The sequence below is a fragment of the Bordetella genomosp. 10 genome (assembly GCF_002261225.1).
In the GTDB taxonomy this organism is placed as follows: Bacteria; Pseudomonadota; Gammaproteobacteria; order Burkholderiales; family Burkholderiaceae_B; genus Bordetella_C.
In genome coordinates this window covers 1,739,484-1,759,212 of the sequence record NZ_NEVM01000005.1, presented here as the reverse complement: position 1 = coordinate 1,759,212, position 19,729 = coordinate 1,739,484, and the positions used below count along the sequence as shown (strand labels likewise).

Annotated in this window: 19 protein-coding genes; 7 read left to right on the top strand and 12 right to left on the bottom strand. The window is 65.8% G+C overall.

Annotation, left to right across the window (positions count from 1 at the left end):
* Nucleotides 1-17 precede the first annotated feature (17 nt).
* From CAL29_RS23955 to CAL29_RS23940, 4 genes are all read left to right on the top strand, one after another.
* Nucleotides 18-977: a fumarate hydratase gene (locus tag CAL29_RS23955; protein ID WP_094855448.1), complete on the top strand. Its 960-nt coding sequence runs from the start codon at nucleotides 18-20 to the stop codon at nucleotides 975-977.
* Entirely contained in the window at nucleotides 947-1,633 is a 687-nt protein-coding gene (locus tag CAL29_RS23950) for a fumarate hydratase C-terminal domain-containing protein (RefSeq protein ID WP_094855447.1), read from the top strand. Before CAL29_RS23955 ends, CAL29_RS23950 begins: the two co-directional genes overlap by 31 nt.
* A complete protein-coding gene (locus CAL29_RS23945; protein ID WP_094855446.1) occupies nucleotides 1,633-2,469 on the top strand; it encodes an amidohydrolase family protein in 837 nt (278 codons plus the stop codon). Before CAL29_RS23950 ends, CAL29_RS23945 begins: the two co-directional genes overlap by 1 nt.
* 124 nt (nucleotides 2,470-2,593) lie before the next feature.
* Nucleotides 2,594-3,481, top strand: a complete 888-nt coding sequence (locus CAL29_RS23940) for a LysR family transcriptional regulator (protein ID WP_094855445.1) — start codon at nucleotides 2,594-2,596, stop codon at nucleotides 3,479-3,481.
* A gap of 124 nt (nucleotides 3,482-3,605) precedes the next feature.
* Here CAL29_RS23940 and CAL29_RS23935 read toward each other — a convergent pair whose 3' ends face one another.
* Nucleotides 3,606-4,646 (bottom strand): LacI family DNA-binding transcriptional regulator, encoded by a 1,041-nt coding sequence (locus tag CAL29_RS23935; protein ID WP_094855444.1) that lies wholly within the window; start codon nucleotides 4,644-4,646, stop codon nucleotides 3,606-3,608.
* A gap of 306 nt (nucleotides 4,647-4,952) precedes the next feature.
* Here CAL29_RS23935 and CAL29_RS23930 point away from each other — a divergent pair, with 306 nt between their 5' ends.
* On the top strand, nucleotides 4,953-6,107 hold the full coding sequence (locus CAL29_RS23930) for an L-talarate/galactarate dehydratase (RefSeq protein ID WP_094855443.1): 1,155 nt from the start codon (nucleotides 4,953-4,955) through the stop codon (nucleotides 6,105-6,107).
* Nucleotides 6,108-6,173: 66 nt separating this feature from the next.
* Here CAL29_RS23930 and CAL29_RS31410 read toward each other — a convergent pair whose 3' ends face one another.
* Nucleotides 6,174-6,392 (bottom strand): hypothetical protein, encoded by a 219-nt coding sequence (locus CAL29_RS31410; protein WP_143277735.1) that lies wholly within the window; start codon nucleotides 6,390-6,392, stop codon nucleotides 6,174-6,176.
* On the opposite strand from CAL29_RS31410, the gene CAL29_RS23925 reads away from it, so the two are divergent.
* Nucleotides 6,375-7,187 (top strand): Bug family tripartite tricarboxylate transporter substrate binding protein, encoded by an 813-nt coding sequence (locus tag CAL29_RS23925; RefSeq protein ID WP_094855442.1) that lies wholly within the window; start codon nucleotides 6,375-6,377, stop codon nucleotides 7,185-7,187. The genes CAL29_RS31410 and CAL29_RS23925 overlap by 18 nt on opposite strands.
* Before the next feature lie 82 nt (nucleotides 7,188-7,269).
* Here the strand turns inward: CAL29_RS23925 and CAL29_RS23920 are convergent, their stop codons facing one another.
* From CAL29_RS23920 to CAL29_RS23890, 7 genes are all read right to left on the bottom strand, one after another.
* Nucleotides 7,270-7,866 (bottom strand): helix-turn-helix domain-containing protein, encoded by a 597-nt coding sequence (locus CAL29_RS23920; RefSeq protein WP_094855441.1) that lies wholly within the window; start codon nucleotides 7,864-7,866, stop codon nucleotides 7,270-7,272.
* 101 nt (nucleotides 7,867-7,967) lie between these two features.
* Entirely contained in the window at nucleotides 7,968-9,257 is a 1,290-nt protein-coding gene (locus tag CAL29_RS23915; protein WP_094855440.1) for a M20 family metallo-hydrolase, read from the bottom strand.
* 37 nt (nucleotides 9,258-9,294) lie between these two features.
* Nucleotides 9,295-10,002 carry an ABC transporter ATP-binding protein gene (locus CAL29_RS23910; protein WP_094855439.1) on the bottom strand — a complete coding sequence of 236 codons (708 nt, stop codon included), beginning with the start codon at nucleotides 10,000-10,002 and terminating at the stop codon, nucleotides 9,295-9,297.
* Entirely contained in the window at nucleotides 9,999-10,784 is a 786-nt protein-coding gene (locus CAL29_RS23905) for an ABC transporter ATP-binding protein (RefSeq protein WP_094855438.1), read from the bottom strand. Before CAL29_RS23905 ends, CAL29_RS23910 begins: the two co-directional genes overlap by 4 nt.
* Nucleotides 10,781-12,001, bottom strand: a complete 1,221-nt coding sequence (locus CAL29_RS23900; protein ID WP_179284159.1) for a branched-chain amino acid ABC transporter permease — start codon at nucleotides 11,999-12,001, stop codon at nucleotides 10,781-10,783. Before CAL29_RS23900 ends, CAL29_RS23905 begins: the two co-directional genes overlap by 4 nt.
* Before the next feature lie 5 nt (nucleotides 12,002-12,006).
* Complete coding sequence (locus CAL29_RS23895) at nucleotides 12,007-12,936, bottom strand: branched-chain amino acid ABC transporter permease (protein ID WP_094855437.1); 930 nt, start codon at nucleotides 12,934-12,936, stop codon at nucleotides 12,007-12,009.
* A gap of 159 nt (nucleotides 12,937-13,095) precedes the next feature.
* Complete coding sequence (locus CAL29_RS23890) at nucleotides 13,096-14,268, bottom strand: branched-chain amino acid ABC transporter substrate-binding protein (protein WP_094855436.1); 1,173 nt, start codon at nucleotides 14,266-14,268, stop codon at nucleotides 13,096-13,098.
* A 628-nt stretch (nucleotides 14,269-14,896) separates the two neighbouring features.
* Here CAL29_RS23890 and CAL29_RS23885 point away from each other — a divergent pair.
* A complete protein-coding gene (locus CAL29_RS23885; protein ID WP_094855435.1) occupies nucleotides 14,897-16,453 on the top strand; it encodes a carboxylesterase/lipase family protein in 1,557 nt (518 codons plus the stop codon).
* 32 nt (nucleotides 16,454-16,485) lie between these two features.
* Here the strand turns inward: CAL29_RS23885 and CAL29_RS23880 are convergent, their stop codons facing one another.
* From CAL29_RS23880 to CAL29_RS23870, 3 genes are read right to left on the bottom strand one after another with little or no spacing between them, the layout of a single operon-like run.
* Nucleotides 16,486-17,400 (bottom strand): LysR substrate-binding domain-containing protein, encoded by a 915-nt coding sequence (locus CAL29_RS23880; RefSeq protein ID WP_143277734.1) that lies wholly within the window; start codon nucleotides 17,398-17,400, stop codon nucleotides 16,486-16,488.
* Between the two features lie 35 nt (nucleotides 17,401-17,435).
* Nucleotides 17,436-18,326 (bottom strand): amidohydrolase family protein, encoded by an 891-nt coding sequence (locus CAL29_RS23875; RefSeq protein ID WP_179284158.1) that lies wholly within the window; start codon nucleotides 18,324-18,326, stop codon nucleotides 17,436-17,438.
* Nucleotides 18,323-19,714, bottom strand: a complete 1,392-nt coding sequence (locus CAL29_RS23870; protein ID WP_094855433.1) for an MmgE/PrpD family protein — start codon at nucleotides 19,712-19,714, stop codon at nucleotides 18,323-18,325. Before CAL29_RS23870 ends, CAL29_RS23875 begins: the two co-directional genes overlap by 4 nt.
* Between the last annotated feature and the right edge of the window lie 15 nt (nucleotides 19,715-19,729).

The window sequence follows — 19,729 nt, the reverse complement described above, 5'->3', positions numbered from 1 at the left end:
TATCGGGAGACAGGCTTATGGCTATAGGAATAGGGACGATAGAAGCGGCGGCGTACGAAATCATGTCGCGCGCCGCCATCGAGATACCGGAGGACTACGAGAACGGCATCCGCCAGATGCAGAAGACGGAGCAGGGCAAGCTTTCCCGCTTCGTGCTGCATGCCATGGTGGAGAACTGGGACGCGGCGGGCAAGGACCGCCGGCCCATGTGCGCCGATACCGGACTGCCTCGCTACTACGTGAAGGTGGGCAACGACGCGAGCGTCGAAACGGGTTTCGTCGGCGTCGAGCGCGCCTTGCGTTCGGCGACGGCACGGGCCACCCTGGACGTGCCGCTGCGTCCGAATCGCGTCCATCCGCTGTGGCGCACGGAGCACAACAACAACGTCGGGATAAACGCGCCGGAGATTGAATGGTCCTTCGAGCCGGAGGCCGATTGGATCGACATCACCACGGTGCACAAGGGCGGCCTGTTCGGCACCGACTACCGGATGCTGTTTCCCGGCGACGGCATCGACGGCATCAAGCGCTTCGTGCTGGATGGCCTCATCGCGTTCGGCAAGCGCGGCCTGGCCTGCCAGCCCGCCATCGTGGGCGTGGGCATCGGCGGCTCCAAGGACACCTGTATGCAGTTGGGCAAGCAGGCCGCGTGCCTGCGCGTGGTCGGCGACCGCAATCCGGATCCGCGCATCGCCGAGCTGGAGCTGGAGCTCAAGAAACTCGGCAACTCCATCGGCATGGGCGCCATGGGCTTCGTCGGCTCGTCCATGGTCGTGGATTGCCATATCGAAGTGGGCTACACCCACACGGGCGGCATGCCGGTCAGCATGCACACGTTCTGCCTGTCGTCCCGGCGGGCCACGGCCCGGATACATGCCAACGGGCGGATCGAGTATCGCACCGATCCGCAATGGTTCACGCCGTACATGCGCAGGGAGACAGTCGAATGGACGACCGAAACGACAGCGACGATCTGAAAGTATTCCGCATAGACCTGCCGGCGCGCGAGGAGGATATCCAACGCCTGGAGATCGGCTCGGTCGTGTACATGACGGGGACGGTCTATACGGCCCGGGAGGGCGTCTACCAGAAGCTGCTGGGCGACGGCGTGCCCTTGCCCGCGGACCTGCGCGCGCTCAGCAACGTCAATTTCCACTGCTCGCCCGCCGCCGCGCCCGACGGCAAGGGCGGCTACAAGGTCGGCGCGGTGACCGCGACGGCCAGCTTCCGCTTCTCCAAGTGGATGGATCGCTGGCTCAAGCTGACCGGCACCCGCATCGTCATCGGCAAGGGCGGGATGACACACGAAGACTATGCCCGGATCATGGTGCCCAACGGCGCCGTCTACCTGACCACCGTGGGCTACGGCACCGGCGCGCTGCTGGGACGCGGCATCGTGCGCGTGCGCGAGGTGCACTGGCTGGACGAGCTGGGCATCGCCCAGGCCATGTGGCTGTTCGACGTCAAGGACTTCGGTCCTTTCATCGTCGAGAGCGACGCGGCGGGGAATTCGCTGTTCCAGCAGCATGGGGAGGAAATCAACGCCGGGATCGACGCGCTGTACGCGGGCCTGAAGCCGCCCGCCCTGCATCGCTACGGCGAGACCGACGACCGGAAGAAGGAGGTGATGTGATGGGGATCATCGACTTTCGCCTGCGCCCGCCGCTGCGAGGATTTCTCGACACCCTGATGTACAACGCTGGCGACCGGCGCGACGGCTTCACGCGCACGGTGGGATTCGAGCCCTCCGCGGCCGCCCAGCGGCAATCGATGGACCTGCTGCTGGAAGAGATGGACGGCGCGGACGTCGAGTACGGCGTGGTGGTCGGGCGCCGCGCGGGGATGCTGGGCAGCGTGTCCAACGAGGATGTCCTGCACATCATGCGGTCGTACGGCAAGCGCTTCGTCGGCGCGGCGTCCATCGATCCCACCTCCCGCCGCGGCGCGTGCGACACCATCGACCAGGCCATCGGGCAGGGCTTCAGGCTGATCAACATCGAGCCCGGCGCCTATCCGGTGCCGATGTACGCGGACGACCGCCGCCTGTATCCGATCTACGGGCATTGCGAGGACCGGCTGGTGCCCGTCATCATGATGGTGGGCGGCACGGCGGGGCCCGACCTCGGCTATTCCGACCCGATACGGACCGACAGGGTGCTGGCGGATTTTCCGAACCTGAAGGTGGTCGTCGCGCATGGGGGCTGGCCTTGGGTGAACGAGATCCTGCACGTCGCGTTCCGGCGGCCGAACCTGTATCTCTCGCCGGACATGTATTTTTCCCGGATGCCCGGATGGGAGGAATACGTGAAGGCGGCGGACGGCTTTCTGGCGGACCGCATGCTCTATGCCAGCTCCTTTCCCTTCTGCCCGGTCCGGGGATACAGGGATTGGTTCGAGAGCCTGCCGATCCGCGAGGAAAACCGCGTGAAGGTGATGCGGGAGAACGCGCGCGTCCTGCTAGGGCTTTAGGCGTAGGCGCCGCGGGCCGCCAAGAGGCCCGGCTCGCGGCTTCGGCAAAGGCGGCCCGGCGGCCGGTCTACAATTCCCGATCAACCGGCGCGGGCCCGCGGGGACGCGCCTTCAGGGAATCCCGATGGACGTCAAGACTCTCTATACGCTCGTGGCCGTGGCCGACCGGGGCAGCTTCGCCGAGGCCGGGAAAGCCATCGGGCTGACCTTGTCCGCCGTCAGCATGCAGATGCGCGCCTTGGAGGAAGAACTCGGCACGGTGCTGTTCGACCGCACCCGCCGTCCGCCCGTGCTGACGCCCAGCGGCCTGCGCCTGATCGACGGCGCGCGCGACCTGATCGCGCATTGGGAGAGCCTGAGCGACAGCCTGAAGCGGGACGTGTCCGGCGGCGTGCTCAAGCTGGGCGCCGTGCACACGTCCGTCTCCGGCTGGCTGCCGCTGGCCTTGCGGCGCCTGCAAAAGCAGGGGCAGGGCATCGAGATACGCCTCACCACGGGCCTGACCCACGAGCTGGAAATGGAAGTCTTCCACGGGCAGCTCGACGTGGCCCTGGTGACCGAACCGGAGATGACGCGGGGCGAGCTGCAATTCCATGCCTTCTTCGAAGAGCCGATGGTCGTCATCGCGCACAAGACGGCGGTCGGGCGGACGGACAAGGAATTGCTGGAGAACAACCCCTACGTGCGCTTCAATCGCATGGCGCGGGTGGGACGCATGGTGACCGCGGAGATGGATCGCCGGGGCCTCGAGGTGCAATCGGCGATGGAAATCGACTCGGTGGAGGGCGTCATCGCGATGGTGGCCAACGGTCTGGGCGTTTCCGTCGTCCCCAACCGGGGCGTCGCCAATGAATTCCCCGCCACCATACGCACCTTGCCGTTCGGCGATCCGCCCCTCATGCGCCGGCTCGGCCTCCTGATGCCCCGGGATAATCCGCGCGCGCATCTCTCCTATGCCTTGCTGGAAGCGCTGCAGGACGTCTGCAAACCCAGGATGCGGAAGAGCGCATAGTCCTCGACGGTGATAGCGAGTAATGGCGGGTGATAGCGCAATCATTCGTTTGGGCATCGCAAGGCTTGTGCCGGAAACCATCCTTGAAGGTGTGTGCGCCTGATGGCCCGCCCCGGCCGCGCCCTCAGGCGCTTTCCCGGTCGACGATGGAAAAGCCGGTATCCATGCGCACGGCCACCCGATCCTTGTCCGATGGGGCGGCGAAGCGGGCGAGCAAAGCCGCCGCGGTGTTTCGTCCTATCGTCGCTCCGTCCACGCGCACCGTGGACAGGGCCGGGCAGACATGCGCGGCGGTGCTCAGGTCGCCGAATCCCATGACCGCGAGGTCGCTGGGCACGTGCAGTCCACGGCTCGCGGCCTCGGCGAGCACGCCTTGCGCCAGGGTGTCGGAACTGCAAACGACGACTTCGGGGCGTTCCCCGGCCATCAGCCGGCTCGCTCCTTCCCGGCCGAGTTGCAGGGTGGCGGGCGCCGGCAGTATTTCGAACGGCACGCCGGTCTTGCCGTGGCGCGCCAATTCCTTGACCAGGCTGCGGCAGCGCCGCAGTCCGCGCGGATCGTCGACGGAAATGACGCCGAAGCGCTGATATCCCTTGGCCAGGAGATGGCGCGCGACCGCCACGCCGACTTTCTCGTGGGAAAAGCCGATCACCATGTCGATGGGCCTTTCGGTCAGGTCCCATATCTCGACGACGGGGATCTTCGCCTTTTTCAGCCGGTCTATCGTTGCCCGGGTATGGTTCGTGCCCGCCAGTACGATGCCGTCCGGGCGCCGTCCCAGCAGGGCTTCCACGAGCTGTTCTTCCGTCTCGGTGGAGTAGCCGGTCAAGCCCAGCAGGGTCTGATAGCCGGATGCCGTCAGGCCATCCATCAGCGCCTGGACGGTATCGGCAAAGATGGAATTGGCGATCGTCGGCAGCAGAATCGCGATCAAGCGGCTCTTGCTGCTGGCCAGTCCGCCGGCCAGCATATTCGGCACGTAACCCGTCGCGCGCACGGCCTCCCGCACTTTCCTGGCGGTATCCTCGCGCACGAGTTCGGGCCGGTGCAAGGCGCGCGACACGGTCATGGGAGCGACGCCGGCCACGCGGGCGACGTCGATCAAGGTCACGCTCGACGTCCTGGCGGCCTCGATGGACTGGCTGCGCTCAGATTTCCTTGCCACCCTGACTCCTGTTCAATGCCCGATTCCCACGGCGCGGCGGTTGTTGGTTCGATGTCCGCCGCCGATTTTCGCATGCGGCGCCCGGTTTCTCGCAATGAAGACCTCATGCGGCTTCGCCCCTTTCCTGGCTACGATATTTGAGACTGGCATCCCGTCATTTAAATCAGTATGATTGCGCAATCATTAAGCCGGACTCTTTTGCCGCCGGGCCGCCTTTCAGGGGGAATCCCCCAGGAGAGCAGCGAGCGGCGCTGGAGGCTACTTTTCTCGAACCGGCGGTTCCACGCCCGACCAAGGACCCTGCTCATGTCTCACGTTCAGTCCCCGCCGCCCGCGCCCGGCGCCATTGCCTGGATACGCCTTGCCTCCGTCTTCTTGCCGCTGGCCAATCCGATCAGCGACGCCAAGGTCCTGACGGGCCGGCAGAAGCCGATGACGGAAATCGCCATCCTGTTCGTCGAGATCGAGACCGGCGACGGCCACCGCGGGCTGGGCTTCAGCTATTCCAAGCGGGCCGGCGGCCCCGGCCAGTTCGCCCACGCCAGGGAAATCGCGCCGACCCTGATCGGCGAGGATCCCAGCGACATAGCCAAGCTCTGGAGCAAGCTTGCCTGGGCGGGCGCCTCGGTCGGCCGCAGCGGCCTGGCCGTGCAGGCCATCGGCGCGTTCGACGTGGCGCTGTGGGACCTGAAAGCCAAGCGGGCGAACCTGTCGCTCGCCAAATTGCTGGGCTCGCATCGCGATTCGGTGCGCTGCTACAACACGTCGGGCGGTTTTCTGCATACCCCGCTCGATCAGTTGCTGGCCAACACGGACGTCTCCCGCGCCAAGGGCATCGGCGGCATCAAGCTGAAGGTGGGGCAGCCCGACTGCGCTCTCGACATCCACCGCGTCGAGACGGTGCGCGAGCACCTGGGCGACGCCTTCCCCTTGATGGTCGACGCGAACCAGCAATGGGACCGGCCCACGGCGCAGCGCATGTGCCGCACCTTCGAGCAATTCAACCTGGTCTGGATCGAGGAGCCGCTGGACTGCTACGACGCCGAAGGCCATGCCGCGCTTGCCGCGCAGTTCGACACGCCCATCGCCACGGGCGAGATGCTCACCAGCGTCGCCGAGCACTGGGAATTCATCCGGCAGCGCGGCGCCGATTACCTGATGCCGGACGGCCCCCGCGTCGGCGGCATCACGCCTTTCCTGAAGATCGCCGGCCTGGCCGAGCACGCCGGCCTGATGCTGGGCCCGCATTTCGCCATGGAATTGCACGTGCACCTGGCGGCCTGCTATCCGACCGAACCCTGGGTCGAACACTTCGAATGGCTCGAACCCCTGTTCAACGAAAGATTGGAAACGCGCGACGGCCGCATGATCGTGCCGACGCGTCCCGGACTCGGACTGACGCTGAGCGATCGCGTGGCCGGATGGACGGCCCAGGAAGCGGAAATCGGCAAGCGCGCCTGATCGTTCCGCGGAAATCGCGTTTTTCAAGGCGGCGTTTTGGCAGCCTCAGGCATCAGACCTCAGGCATTAGACATTACACAGGAGACAAGAAATGCCCATGTTCCATCGCCGCGCGGCCATCCGCTGCATGGCCGCCCTGGCGGCAACCCTTGCGCTTGGCGGCGCGCACGCGCAATCGTCCGGCTTTCCGGAAAGGCCCATCCGGCTGCTGGTCGGCACGCCCGCGGGCGGGACGACCGACGTGGTCGCCAGATTGATCGCCAACAGATGGGCGAGCAGCTTCACCAGTCCTTCGTGGTCGAAAACCATTCCGGCGCCAGCGGCCTCATCGCCGCGGAAGACGTTGCCAAGTCGACGGCCGACGGCTACACCATGCTGATGGCGCCGTCGCAGCTCTCCACGTATCGCGCGCTGTATCCGCACACCCGGTTCGACCCGCAGAAAGACCTTGCGCCTGTCGGCCTGGTGGCGACATCGCCCTATGTCATGGTGGTGCATCCGTCCTTGCCGGTGAACGACTTGCCCGGGCTCCTGGCTTACGCCAAGGCGCATCCCAACGAACTGTCCTATGCCGGGTCCACCCCGGGTTCCGCGCAGCACCTGTCCTGGGAACTCATCAAGCGCAACGCCGGCGTGCAGATGCAATACATCCCCTACAAGGGGACTTCCGCGCTGATGCCCGACTTGCTGGCCGGCCGCCTGAAGGCGGGCATCGACAACGTCGCCATACTCACGCCTTATATCAAGAGCGGCCAGTTGCGAGGCATCGCTGTGACCAGCCCGGAAAAAACCGCGCTGCTTCCCGACCTGCCCACCGTGGCGGCCAGCGCGAATATGCCGGGCTTCCAGGCCCTGGGCTGGTTCGGCCTGTTCACGCCCAAGGGCGTGGCGCCGGAAAAGCTGGCGACCCTGAACGATGCCTTGCGCAAGGTCATGGCGTCGAAGGAAGTGCAGGATACCTTGACGGGCATCGGCGCCGAAACGCGCAGCGGTAGCGCCCAGGAACTGCAGGCCCTGCTGGCGCACGAGACGACGGTCTGGAGCAAGGTCATCAAGGACAGCGGCATTACCATCAACTAGCGGATGGGGGATGTAGCCTAAGTCCGCCCGTTCCCGGGGACGCCGGCCGGCGCGTATCGCGCCGGCGCTTCAGAGCCGGCCTTCAATACGTGGCCGGCGAATTCACCCACAGCACCTGCGCCTCCACCTCTCCCGTATTGCGATATCCATGCGGCGTATCGCTGGGGAAGGTGAAGGCGTCGCCCGCGTGCAGCACGTAGGCCTGGTCGCCCAAAAGCAATTCCACGGTGCCGGCCAGCACATAGCCCATTTCTTCCCCGGTGTGCACGATCTGTCCGTCGCTCTCCGCCCCGGGCGCCACGATATGTATGTTCGCCTGTAGCAGGCCGCCCGGCTTGGGCAGGACCAGCCGTTCCAGCGAGATGCCGCCGGAGCTGATCACCGGCCGTTCGCCGGCCGGCAGGACGGGGCCCGTGTTGGGCGCCTCGTCGCTGGTCAGGGCCGCGATGTTCGTATCCAGGGCCACGGCGAGCCGGTGCAGCATCGCCAGCGAGGGCGACGCTTGCCCGCGTTCTATCTTGGAGACCAGGCTCTCCGAACAGTCCGCCTTGCGCGCCAGCGTCAGGAGCGTGTATCCCGCCACCAGTCTTGCGTGCCGCAGCCGGCGGCCGACGTTGGGCAAGGGGGGCGGGACGGGGGCAGGGGGAGGGGCGGGGACGGCCTTTTTGCGGGGAGACATGCTCTGGGATGGCGTAGGAAACGGATGGACGGCGGCGCGGCCGGCTGCGGGCCAGGAAAGGCCTGGCGCGGCGGCGGCCGTGAATGGGCCGTCCCGACGCCTCAGTCCGCCTGCTGGGCCAGCGCCGTCACAGTATACGCAAGCGCCTTCACGCCCAGGAAAAGCTCCGCCGCGTCCGTATGCTCTGCCGCGTTATGGCTGATGCCATCCTTGCTGGGCACGAAAATCATCCCCGTGGGGCAGTGGTCGGCCAGGTACATGGCATCGTGGAACGCGCCCGAGGTCAATCGTATCGGGGCGCCGCAACCGGCGCTGGCCGCGGCGCGGCCGCAGGCGCGCTCCACCAGCGCCAGCATCGCCGGCGGGAAGCGCGTCGGCGCGCGCCGGAAAAGGCTCTCGCGGCTGGCCGCGCCGCGCGGCGGCGCCTCGGCTACCGCCCGGTCGAGCGCGGCCTCGAAGGTATCCAGCACGGTTTCGTCCACGCAACGGGCGTCCACGGTGAACACCACCGTGCCGGGAATCGTGTTGATCGAATTCGGCTCCACCTGCCAGCGTCCCAGGGTAAGCCGCAAGCCTTGCGCGGTCAGTTGGGCGCCGCGCGCATAGAGTTGCGCGGCGATGCCCACGGCCATCGCCATGGCGTCCCTGCGGTTCTCCATGGGCGTGGTGCCGGCGTGCGCCATCATGCCCTGGCAGGTCACCCGGTACCAGCGCACGCTCTGGATGCCGTCCACCACGCCCAGCGGCAGTCCGGCGCTTTCCAGCACGGGGCCTTGCTCGATGTGCAGCTCCACGCAGGCCGACATCGGGCGCGGCATCGGCAGGCGGCGCAAGTCGGGCATGGCCGCGAGCGCCGCGTCCAGCGCGTCGCCGAAGCGGACGCCGTCGAGGTCGCGGGACTCGCGATATCCGGCCAGCCGCGCCGGCTCCACGAAGGCGCTGGATCCCATGGTGCCCGGGCCGAAGCGGCTGCCTTCCTCGTTGGTCCAGGAGACGACTTCGATGGGACGCAGCGTTTCGATGCCGGCGTCGTTGAGCGCCGCGATGGTCTCCAGGCCGGCGAGCACGCCGTAGGCGCCGTCCAGCTTGCCGCCCACGGGCTGGGTGTCCGCGTGGCTGCCGGTCAGCACCGGCGGCAGGTCCGCCTTGCCGGGACGGCGGAAGTACAGATTGGCGCAATCGTCCGTGCCGACTTCGCAGCCCAGCGCGCGGGCGCGTTCCACCAGGTGGCGGCGCGCGGCCAGGTCGACGTCGGTCAGGGTCTGCCGCGAGACCCCGCCGTCGTCGCGGCCGCCGAAGGCCGCCAGGGCGGCGATGGCCGTTTCCAGCCGTTCGGGGTCGACGTGGTCCTGGGCCGATTGGGCGCTGGGATGATCGGGTTGCTGCGTCATGGTGTGCCTGTGCTGCGGTGATGTTGGATGGGGGGCTTCAGCCGAAATACGCCGAACGCACGCCGTCGTCGTTGCGCAAGTCCTCGGCCGTGCCTTGGGCGACCACGCGGCCTTGCGACAGGACGTAGCCGTAATGGGAGATCGCCAGGGTCTGGCGCGCGTTCTGCTCGACCAGCAGGACGGTCATCCCCAGCGCGTTGATGCGCTTGATGACGTTGAAGTTTTCCTTCACGTAGAGCGGGGACAGGCCCAGCGAAGGCTCGTCGATCACCAGCAGCCGCGGGGCGGCCATCAGGCCGCGGCCGATGGAGACCATGGCCTGCTCGCCGCCGGACATGGTGCCGGCGAGCTGGCCGGCGCGTTCGCGCAGGCGCGGAAAGATGTCGTAGACGTTCTGCTGCCGCTCGCGGATGCGGGCCGGGTCCGGCTCCAGGTAGGCGCCGAGCGCCAGGTTCTCCGCCACCGTCATGCGCGGGAAGATCTTTCTTCCTTCCGGGATGCAGGCAATGCCGCTGGCGACGATGCGATGGGTTTTCTGGCCCGTCAGGTCGTTGCCGTCCCACATGATGCGCCCCTGGCGCGGCGGCGTGAGGCCCAGGATGGAACGGATGAGGGTGGTCTTGCCGGCGCCGTTGGCGCCGAGAATGCAGGTGATCTTGCCCGGCTGGACCTCGATGGACACGCCATGCAGGACGTCGATGCGGTCGTAGCCGGTGGTCAGGTTCTCGACTTGCAGGATGCTCATTCGATGTCCTCCCCCAGGTATGCGGTCTGGACCTGCGGGTCGGCGGTGATCTCGGCGTAGCTGCCTTCGGCGATCTTCTTGCCGTAGTTCAGCACGATGCAGCGTTCCGTGATGCGTTCGATGACGTTCATTTCATGCTCGATCAGCACGACGGTCAGGCCGGGCAGCTTGCCGCGCACGTCCAGGATGTCGCTCATCAGCTCGTGGGTTTCCTCGTGGGTCATCCCCGCGGAGGGCTCGTCCAGCAGCAGCAGGCGCGGCCGGCTCATCAGCGCCCGGCAGACCTCGATGCGGCGGCGGTCGATCATGGTGAAGGTCTCCACCGGTTCGAACAGCCGGTCCACCAGGGGCGGACTGAAGATTCCCAGCAATTCGACGACCTTTTCCACATAACGGTCGTACTCCGCGCGGAACGCGGCGCGGCGGAACAGGTTGAAGAACAGCCCGTGCCGCATGTGCTGGTAGTCGCCGATGACGATGTTGTCGAACACCGTCAGGGGCAGGGACAGGCGCGAGCGCTGGAAGGTGCGCGCCACGCCGGACCGGTAGATGGATTGCGGGGTCTGGCCCACCACTTCGCGGCCGTCGAAGGAGATGCTGCCGCCGGACGCCTTGTACAGGCCGGTCAGCACGTTGAAGAAGGTGGTCTTGCCCGAACCGTTGGGGCCGAGCAGGCCCAGCACTTCGCCTTCCTCGATGTGAAGGTCCAGGTTGTCCAGCGCCGTGAGGCCGCCGAAACGCATGGTCAGTCCGCGGACCTGGATCATGGCCTGCCTGCTCATTGCGCGGCCCTCCCGTCGGCGGCCGGCGCGCGCACGGTGGGCGCCGGGGCGCGCCGCGCGCCGCGGCCGAAGAACAGGCGCGTGCGCCGAGGCAGCAGGCCATCCGGGCGAAACAGCAGGATGGCGATGACCAGGGCGGCGTAGAGCAGGAAGCGGTATTCTTGGATGAACTGCAGCTTCTCGGGCAGGATCAGGACGATGACCGCCGCGGGCACCAGGCCCACCGGGTTGCCGAGTCCGCCCAGGATCACGATGGAAAGCATCAGGAGGGAATCGGAGAACGTGAAGTTGTTGGGCGCGATGAAGCCGGTCACCATGCCGTAGACGCCCCCGGCCGCGCCGGCGAAGAAGTTGCCCATGACGAAGGCGACGACTTTCCAGCGCGCGATGTGCAGGCCGAAGGCCGCCGCCGAGGTTTCGTCGGTGCGCACCACGTCCATGGCCAGGCCGACCCACGAGCGCTCCACGGCCTTGACGACGGCGAAGGCGCCGGCGCAAAGCGCCAGGCAGAGCACGGCGTAGCTCACGTAGAAGGAGACGTCGGCTCCGAACACGGTGAAGCTCTCGTTGAAGTCGTGTCCGAACAGCTTCATGCCGGGGGCTTGCAGGCCTTGCGGGCCGCCCAGCACGTCGTTGACCTCGATGAAGGTGCGGAAAAGAATGCCGAAGGCGATGGTCACCAGCGCGGCGTAGTGGCCGCGCGTCCGCAGCACGGGCGTGATGAGCAGCGAACCCACCAGCGCCGCGATGACGCCGGCCAGCGCGACGTCCAGCAGCAGCGGCAGGCCCGTGTGCTGGGCCAGCGTGGCGGTGGCATAGGCGCCGACGCCGAAGAAGGCGGCGCCGGCGAAATTGGCGACGCCGGAGAAGCCGAACTGCACGGTCAACCCCAGGCAGGCCGTGACGTAGAGCAGGACCGTGCACAGCATCAGCAGCACGAAGTCCGACTGATGAAAGACCGCGATCAGGAGAAGGGCGCAGCCGATGGCCAGGCCGCGCGCGATGCCGGGACGGTCGGCGCCGGCCAGTTCGACCTTGCGCACCAGGTTCAGCCGGCCGGCGGCGAGTCCGGCGGCCAGGGCCGCCAGCAGCAGCACGGCGACGCCGATCTGGTTTTCGGCGTGCAGGAACAGCCACAGGTACAGGGTGAGCAGCGCGGCGGCCACGGTCAGCAGCAGGCCGGGATGGCGTATTTCCAGGTGGGTCACGGGTTTCATGTCGGTCAGACTCGCTCGCTGGATTTTTCGGCGATCAGGCCGGTGGGTTTCCACGCCATGAGGATGATGACCACCGCGAAGGCGAAGACGTCGCGATACGCGCTGGGAATGTCCGGGATCAGGGCGGGCAGGGCGGCGCTGCCCAGCACCTGCAGGCCGGCGAACAGGAAGCCGCCGAGCACGGCGCCGTACAGGTTGCCGAGGCCGCCGAGGATGGCCGACGCGAAGCCGATGACGCCCAGGAGCAGGCCGATGTTGAAGTTGATCTCGTTGTAGTAGAGGCCGTTCATCACGCCCGCGAGCGCGGCCATGCCCGAGCCCAGGGCGAAGGTCAGCAGCACCACGGCGTCGAAGTTGATGCCCATCAGGCGGGCGGTCTCGCCATCCTGCGCGACCGCGCGGATGGCCATGCCCAGGCGCGTGCGCGTGATCAGGACGTGCAGGCCGGCGATCACGGCGATGCCGGCGAAAAGAATGATCAGGTTGTCGACGCGCAGCGTCAGCCCGCCCAGGTGCAGGGTGGCGTTCGGCAGCAGCGCGGGGAAGGGCTTGGGATTCGAGCCGTCCGGGTAGAACAGGCGCACGGCCTCGCGCAATACCGTGCCCAGCATCAGCGTGGCGAGCAGGGTGTTCAGGGGCGGGGCCTTGCGCAGGGGCAGCACCAGGAAGCGGGCGATCAGGGCGCCCAGCAGGCCCGTCACGCACAGGGCGGCGACGATGACGGCCGCCAGTTGCACGGCGTCCGAGCCGATGCCCAGCTTCAGCACGCCCGTCGATGCCGCCAGGCCGCCGAAGGCGCCCACCATCAGCACGTCGCCGTGCGAGAACTGGATGACGTCCAGCACGCCGAAGAACAAGGTGAAGCCGACGGCGACCATGGCGTAGATGACGCCCAGCATCAGCCCATTGAAAATGTATTGTCCCAGCTCGCTCATCGATGATTCCGGTATTCCTAGGGGCTGTCCCGCCGCCGTCAGGCGGGCGGCGGAACCCATGGGGCGGGCGGCCCGGCGCCATGTCCAGGCGCCGCGTCCAGGCGCATACGGACTTCCTGGACGCGATGCCGGCGGGTATGCCCGCCCCGGGCGGAGTGCTTATTGCACGGTCAGCTTCTTGGCGCCCTTGGCGTAGCTGCTGTCTTCCCAGATCGTCCATTTGCCGTCGTCGACCACGTACTTGGTCACCAGCGGAACGACGTTCTGGCGGTGGTCGTCGAAGGTCACCTTGCCGATGATGGTGTCGGCGTCCTTGGTGGCATTCAGCTCGCCGCGGACCTTCTTGCGGTCGGGACCGACCTTCTCCACCGCGTCCATGATCAGGTTGGCGGCCGCGAAGGCGAAGGGACCGTAGGCTTCGGCCGGCTCGCTGAAATTCTGCTTGGCGTACTGCTCGGAGAAATACTTGCCGCCAGGCAGCTTGTCCAGCGGCGCGCCCTCGATGAACGACAGCGAACCCTCGGCCAGTTTCGGGCCCACGCCCTCGATGTACGCGTCGGACTTGATGCCGGAGGTGCCTTCGAATTGCGCCTTGATGCCCAGCTTGTCCATCTGCGTGCGGATGCGCACGCCCAGCGGCGTCAAGCCGCCGAAGTAGATGACGTCGGGCTTGAGTTCGCGGATCTTCGTCAACTCGGTGGTGAAGTCCTGCTGGTCGGCCGTGACGCCGAAGTCCGCCACGATCTTGCCGCCGTCCTTCGTGACGAAGTCCGTGAAGTACTTGTCGTGGCCCTTGCCGTAGTCGGTGGTGTCGTGAATGATGGCCCAGGTCTTGTAGCCCTGGCCGGTCATGAACTTCGCCGCGACTTCGTTCTGGTTGATCATCGTGCCGTTGACGCGATGGATCTCGCTGTAGTCGTTGCCGTAGGTCACGTCGGGCAGCACCGCGCCCCACACCACCACGGGCAGGCCGAAGCGATGGTAGACGCCCACCGTGCCCATGGCCACGGCCGAGCAGAAGTGCGTGACGCCGGCCACGATGGAGCGGTCCGTCGATACCTTGGTGGCCACCTGCACGCCGATATTGGGACGGCATTCGTCGTCCTGCGTGACCAGCTCGTAGGTGTACTTGGACTTGGGATCGGCGTTGCGCAGGCGCACGGCCAGTTCGGCGGAATCGCGGCCGCCCAGGCCGATCGCGGACACGCCGCCGGTGAGCGGCCCGATGAAGGCGATCTTCACGACGTCCTTGGCGACGGCCGGCGTCACGCATGCCATCAGCGTGGCGATGCCGGCCAACGCGCCCGCGGCGAGAGAGATTTTCCTGCGCATTTCTGCTCCTGGCTGAAAGGATGGGGAGGGAATCAGGCCGCCAGATTACGCTGGCTCGCCATGAATTTCCAGGTTAAGTATTCAAATTCAAGTCGCTTGAATTTCAAGCAAGGTACATGCCAACTCTTGCTTGAGCCGGGATTTCCCTAGGAAAAGGCCAAGCAGGACGCTCCATGGCCGTCCGTCGTGCGACAGCATGGTGCGTTTGCGTGCGGGGATGCACGGTTTTGGGGCTGGCGGGGTGCGGGCTCGGCCGCATCGCGGGATCGGGCGCCCGCGCAAGGCAGGAAGGCATCGATGGACTGCGTGGATGCGAGGGCGCAAGCTGGTCCGGAGGACGCGTGTGTTCGGCGGTGCAACATCAGGCGGCGAATGGACGACGCCACCTATACCTATAAAGCCTATAAAGGCAGTTGATACCAGAATCAGAAATCAGTATTTTCCCGCATGTCGGTATACCCATACACTTGTGCGACACAATAGTCGGGCCGTCCGCCCTGCACGTTCCGCGTTCGACGGCGGCAGTGTCGGCATTGCGTGACCGATACCCGTGCAGTTTCTTCGAATCGGTTTACAGGACAGGCAGCTTGCCTCGATACATGAACACCGTAACCATGACACCGTAGCCATGCGAGACAACGACCGCCATGAAGGGATGCCGATCGTGGAGACGGCGCACGGCAGCCTGCAAGGCAGCCGGCGCGGAGATGTGGCCATTTTCAAGGGCATCCGCTATGGCGCCCCGACTGGTGGCGGCAATCGGTTTCGGCCGCCGCAGCCTGTGGCTGCCTGGTCAGGCGTCCGTGCGGCGACTGTCTTCGGCCCGTCCGCGCCTCAGGCTCCGACTGCGCCGGATGCGCTGCGCAGTTGGTATTTCGACATCGAGCCTGTCAGCGAAGATTGCCTGTTCCTGAACGTCTTCACGGCTGCGCTTGGCTCCCGCAAGCCGCGCCCGGTGATGGTCTGGCTGCACGGTGGAAGCTGGGCCGCGTGCGCCGGCACCGCGCCCGGTTTCGACGGAACGAATCTGGCGTGCCTGGGCGACGTGGTGGTGGTCACCGTGAACCACCGCCTGAATGTATTCGGATATCTGGCGTTGCCCGAGTTGGGACCGGAGTTCGCCGATTCCGGCAATGCCGGCGTGCTGGACATGGGGGCGGCGCTGTGCTGGGTCCGGGACAATATCGCCGCGTTCGGCGGCGATCCGGACAATGTCACCATCTTCGGCCAATCCGGCGGGGCCGCAAAGGTCGCCGCGCTCATGAATGCCCCGGCCATGCGCGGATTGTTCCATAAGGCCATCATCCAGAGCTGCTCGGGCGGCTTGCGCTTGGTGGAGCCCGGGCAGGCGGCACGCACGACCGCGGCGCTGGCGGCCAGACTCGGTATCGACAAGGCGGACGCGGGCGCCTGGCAATCGGTGCCGATGAACACCCTGATCGCCGCAACCCGATCGTCGGCGAACGCATATCGGCCGGTGCTGGACAGCCGGACGTTCACGGTCCATCCCTATGATCCCGTGGCCACGCCAGTTTCGCCACGGATACCTTTGCTCGTGGGCAATACCACGACCGAAAGTACATTCTTCCTGGCAGCCGATCGCAATAACTTCACGATCGAAATGGCGGAGGTGACGGCTCGGGTGGCCCGTTTCCTGAACATTACGCCTGAGAATGGCCAGCATATCGTCGACGTCTACCGTTCCCTGCTGCCTCCGGACAGGAATGCCTTCCATGTCCTGGCGCAGATCGTGACCGACTATATGTATCGCCGCAACACGATGCGCATCGCCTGCCTGAAGGCCAGGCAGGCAGGTCCCGTCTACGCCTATGTATTCGACTGGAAGACGCCGGTCCTCGGCGGCATCCTGCTCTCGCCGCACACTTCCGAAGTGCCGTTTGTCTTCGGCACCACGGCCCAGGCCGCCGGCATGGTCGGCAACGGCGCGGATCTCCCGCGGATTACCCACACCGTCATGAGCGCCTGGGCCAGTTTCGCGCATACCGGCAGGCCGGCATCCACGACGCTGCCCGCATGGGCGGCGTACACCGAGCAGGCCGGGCTTGCGATGGTCATCAATGACAGGAGCCGTGTCGCGGAGGATCCTGACGGGGCGCAGCGTCACGTGTTCGACGAGTTGCCATTCTTCGATTACGACATGCCGCAGAACTTCGCACAGGCATGAGGCATGAGGCATGAGGCTTGAGACGGCCTGCGTCAGGACGCGGTCAACGTCCCATCGGCGATCAGTTCGGCGGCAACCGATTTGATGATTTCGACCAGGCAATTGCACGCAACCGACCGAATGGAAACCGGGCCCGCATGAAGGTAAAAGCGATGGATCCACAGGCCGTCGCTGATTCTGGCGGTGCGGAATTTTCCATGCGGACCGCGTGCCGTGCCGCGGCACCGGATGGTGAACCCCAGGCCCTTTTCAACCGCGTCCATGGTCAGCGTCACCGAATCGATCTCGCTGGAGACGGTGGGCCGTATCCCCAGCCTTGCGAATTCGTTGTCCACCTTTCTACGAGTGAAGTGCGTGGCCGAGGAAAGAAAGAGGGGAAGCGTGGCCAGCATGGCCTTGTCGACGGTGGGTCCGATGCCGAACCTCTCGAACATGTCGGCATTCCCCACCAACACCATTTCGTCGGCGCCCAGCATTTCGACGTCCATGTTTTCCGCGGGACGGCTGTCGAACATGATGGACAGGTCCAGCAGGCCGGTTCGGGTCATCTCGTATAAGTGGCCGCTGAGACGTTCGACGACGTTCACCTTCAGGCTGGGAAACTGCTCCGTGGCCCGCATCAATATGGGCAATCCCAGGACGAGGCCGCTGGTGGGCGTGACGCCGAGCGAAACGATGCCGGCCATCTCCCCGCCCCGTTTCACGGTTTCCACTGCCTGGTCGGCTGTCCGGAGAATCAGCTTCGCCCGATGGTAGAACTCCGAACCGATCTTGGTGGGCAACACCCCGCGAGCCGTGCGTTCGAACAGCTTCTGTCCCAGCTCCGCCTCCAGGTTGGAAACATGATGGCTGAGGGCCGGCTGCGCCACGTGCACATGCTGGGCTGCCGCGACGAGGCTGCCGTGCTCGACGATGGCGACGAAGTACCGGAGCTGTCGTAGGTCCACTTTGGTTCCCGGCCGATTGATCCTCGCGCATGGTATCAGGACGCCGGAAACCCATACAGCAGTTCCGGGTTGTCTACCAGGATACGCGTACGGACATCGGGGTCCGGCACCCACTTGCAGAATTGGTCCATGATCGTTCCATCGTTAGGAACGGTATCCGGTTCGAACAGGCCTGGATGAGGCCAGTTGGTGCCGAACACGAGGCGATCCGGGCGTGCGTCGGCCAGGGCCTGCACAAACGGTTCCATATCCGGATAATCGGGCGGCCCCGCATTCGATCGGCGATACCAGCTCGACAGCTTGCACCAGGCGTCGTCGCGCCGTTGCAAGACGCGTAGCAGGCTGCGGAAACCGGGGGCATCCAGGCGGTCGCCGCCGCGCGCGCAACCCAGGTGATCGAAGACGATGGGTACCGGGACATGCAGCAGCAGCCGCTCCATTCCTACGAATTCGGCAATGTCCGCCACATGGAGTTGCAGGTGCCAGCCAAAGGGGTGGATAAGGCGGGCCAGGGGAGCGATCGCCTCGACGCCTCCATAACCCTTGCGCCGGGAGGACAGCCGTACCCCGCGCATTCCGCCCGCATGCAGACGTTCGAGCTCCAACCACGATGTATCGATCGCGATGCCCGCGACGCCTCTCGCACGATGTTGGCCAAGTTCGGAGATGACCGCAAGCGTCAGGCTGTTGTCCGTTCCATAGACGCTTGCCGTCACTTGCACCGTGCGGCTCAGGCCGAGTGTCTTGCACATGCCGAGATAATCTTCAAGGCCCGCGGCAACCGGCGTGTAGGACCGTTCCGGACTCAGCGGATAACGCGCGAAGTCTTCGAATATATGGCAATGACAATCCGTGGCCCGAGCCGGAGGTGTCCACCGAGGCTGCATGGGCGCGGGGTCGAAAGGCAGGCATACCGGGGCCGTCATGACGCGGGGCTCAACAGTCGGGCGAGTTCCCTCGCGTCTTCGATGCGTTCCAAGGTCCATACCTGTTCGACGAGCCGTTCGCCTTGAGCCTTGCCCAGGATAGGGGCGATCAATTCCATGCTCTTTTCCTTCAACTCCTTGCGCGTCATCGGATTGGCGGGCGTTCCGCGCACCGCCAGCGTGTGTTCGCGCAAGCGCCGCCCGTCCTTGAGCGTCACCTCGACAATGCCTTGCCGGCTCGGCATAAGCCTCGACAAGCCGTCGTCGCCCACCAAGGCAATACGCTCCCGCACCGCCAGGACGGTGGGATCGTTCATTCTCGGCCGGTCATGTGCGGAAGCGAATCCCATGGTTCCGTCGACTATCAGGGTGGCGAGGACATGCTGCAGGCATATCTCCGGCATGTCGCGGTCATTGACGGTCAGGACCATCTGATGAGGAATCCTGACTTCAACCGCCAACACGTCGTCCGCGCCGAACCGATGCGTGCGAATCAGGTGATCGAGCGCGTCGAGCGGCGCCTGGATGGGGGAGCCCACGGTCCAGCGCTTGATCGCGGTATTGAGGATTTCATAGCGCACGCCAAGTTCGCGTCCCAATGCACCACGGTCCGGCTGGTCGCCATAGGCATCGTAGAAACATCTTTGTCCCGAGAAAACGTCGTCGACACCGGTGCAGCCGCTGTGCACCATGATCGCGGCGGTCACGCCGTTGCGGGCGCCCATCCCTCCGAAGTCGAAGGACTTTTCCACGTGGTCCTTGTCGCGCATCCAGCATGCCACGCCCGAGGCCTGCTGGGCCGCATACGACATCAGATATCTCGCTTGCCGCGCTTCCACGCCCGCCAGCGCGCCCGCGGCTGCCGCGGCGCCGAAGTTCGGGCCGAAAGTATGGCTTGAATGGCCCGCCTCCCGGAATGCATACGCGTCGAGCGACATGGTCAACCGGGCACAAACGTCGTAACCCAGCACCATCGCGCGCAGCATGTCGGTACCGCCGCGATGCCATAATTCCGCGCAGGCAAGGACAGCGGGAACGACTCCGCAGCCTGGATGGGTCAGGGACGGTGCATGCGAGTCGTCGGTCTCATCCGCATGCGCGAACATGCCGTTCGCCATGGCGGCATTGATCGCGGTGGTGCGCAGAGACGTGCCAGCCAGGGCGGCCTGCGGTTCGCTCTGTCCTTGCGCCTTCACGAAAGCAATGGCGCGCTCGCCCGCCAACATCCGGGACCCCGACACCATCGACGACAAGGTGTCGAGCAGATGATGCTTGGCCTTTTCCACGACTTCTTCAGGCAAGGGATTGGTTAGCGCGGTCGCGATGTAGTTGGCCAGCTCGGGCATGGGCGTTATCTGCATATCGCCTTGGGCGTCGGGGGTTGGCATGCTGGATGATTCCTG

Coding starts and splice junctions, on each gene's coding strand:
- CAL29_RS23955 (WP_094855448.1), top strand. CDS start 18: ATGGCTATAGGAATAGGGACGATAGAAGCGGCGGCGTACGAAATCATG.
- CAL29_RS23950 (WP_094855447.1), top strand. CDS start 947: ATGGACGACCGAAACGACAGCGACGATCTGAAAGTATTCCGCATAGAC.
- CAL29_RS23945 (WP_094855446.1), top strand. CDS start 1,633: ATGGGGATCATCGACTTTCGCCTGCGCCCGCCGCTGCGAGGATTTCTC.
- CAL29_RS23940 (WP_094855445.1), top strand. CDS start 2,594: ATGGACGTCAAGACTCTCTATACGCTCGTGGCCGTGGCCGACCGGGGC.
- CAL29_RS23930 (WP_094855443.1), top strand. CDS start 4,953: ATGTCTCACGTTCAGTCCCCGCCGCCCGCGCCCGGCGCCATTGCCTGG.
- CAL29_RS23925 (WP_094855442.1), top strand. CDS start 6,375: ATGGGCGAGCAGCTTCACCAGTCCTTCGTGGTCGAAAACCATTCCGGC.
- CAL29_RS23920 (WP_094855441.1), bottom strand. CDS start 7,866: ATGTCTCCCCGCAAAAAGGCCGTCCCCGCCCCTCCCCCTGCCCCCGTC.
- CAL29_RS23915 (WP_094855440.1), bottom strand. CDS start 9,257: ATGACGCAGCAACCCGATCATCCCAGCGCCCAATCGGCCCAGGACCAC.
- CAL29_RS23910 (WP_094855439.1), bottom strand. CDS start 10,002: ATGAGCATCCTGCAAGTCGAGAACCTGACCACCGGCTACGACCGCATC.
- CAL29_RS23905 (WP_094855438.1), bottom strand. CDS start 10,784: ATGAGCAGGCAGGCCATGATCCAGGTCCGCGGACTGACCATGCGTTTC.
- CAL29_RS23900 (WP_179284159.1), bottom strand. CDS start 12,001: ATGAAACCCGTGACCCACCTGGAAATACGCCATCCCGGCCTGCTGCTG.
- CAL29_RS23895 (WP_094855437.1), bottom strand. CDS start 12,936: ATGAGCGAGCTGGGACAATACATTTTCAATGGGCTGATGCTGGGCGTC.
- CAL29_RS23890 (WP_094855436.1), bottom strand. CDS start 14,268: ATGCGCAGGAAAATCTCTCTCGCCGCGGGCGCGTTGGCCGGCATCGCC.
- CAL29_RS23885 (WP_094855435.1), top strand. CDS start 14,897: ATGCGAGACAACGACCGCCATGAAGGGATGCCGATCGTGGAGACGGCG.
- CAL29_RS23875 (WP_179284158.1), bottom strand. CDS start 18,326: ATGACGGCCCCGGTATGCCTGCCTTTCGACCCCGCGCCCATGCAGCCT.
- CAL29_RS23870 (WP_094855433.1), bottom strand. CDS start 19,714: ATGCCAACCCCCGACGCCCAAGGCGATATGCAGATAACGCCCATGCCC.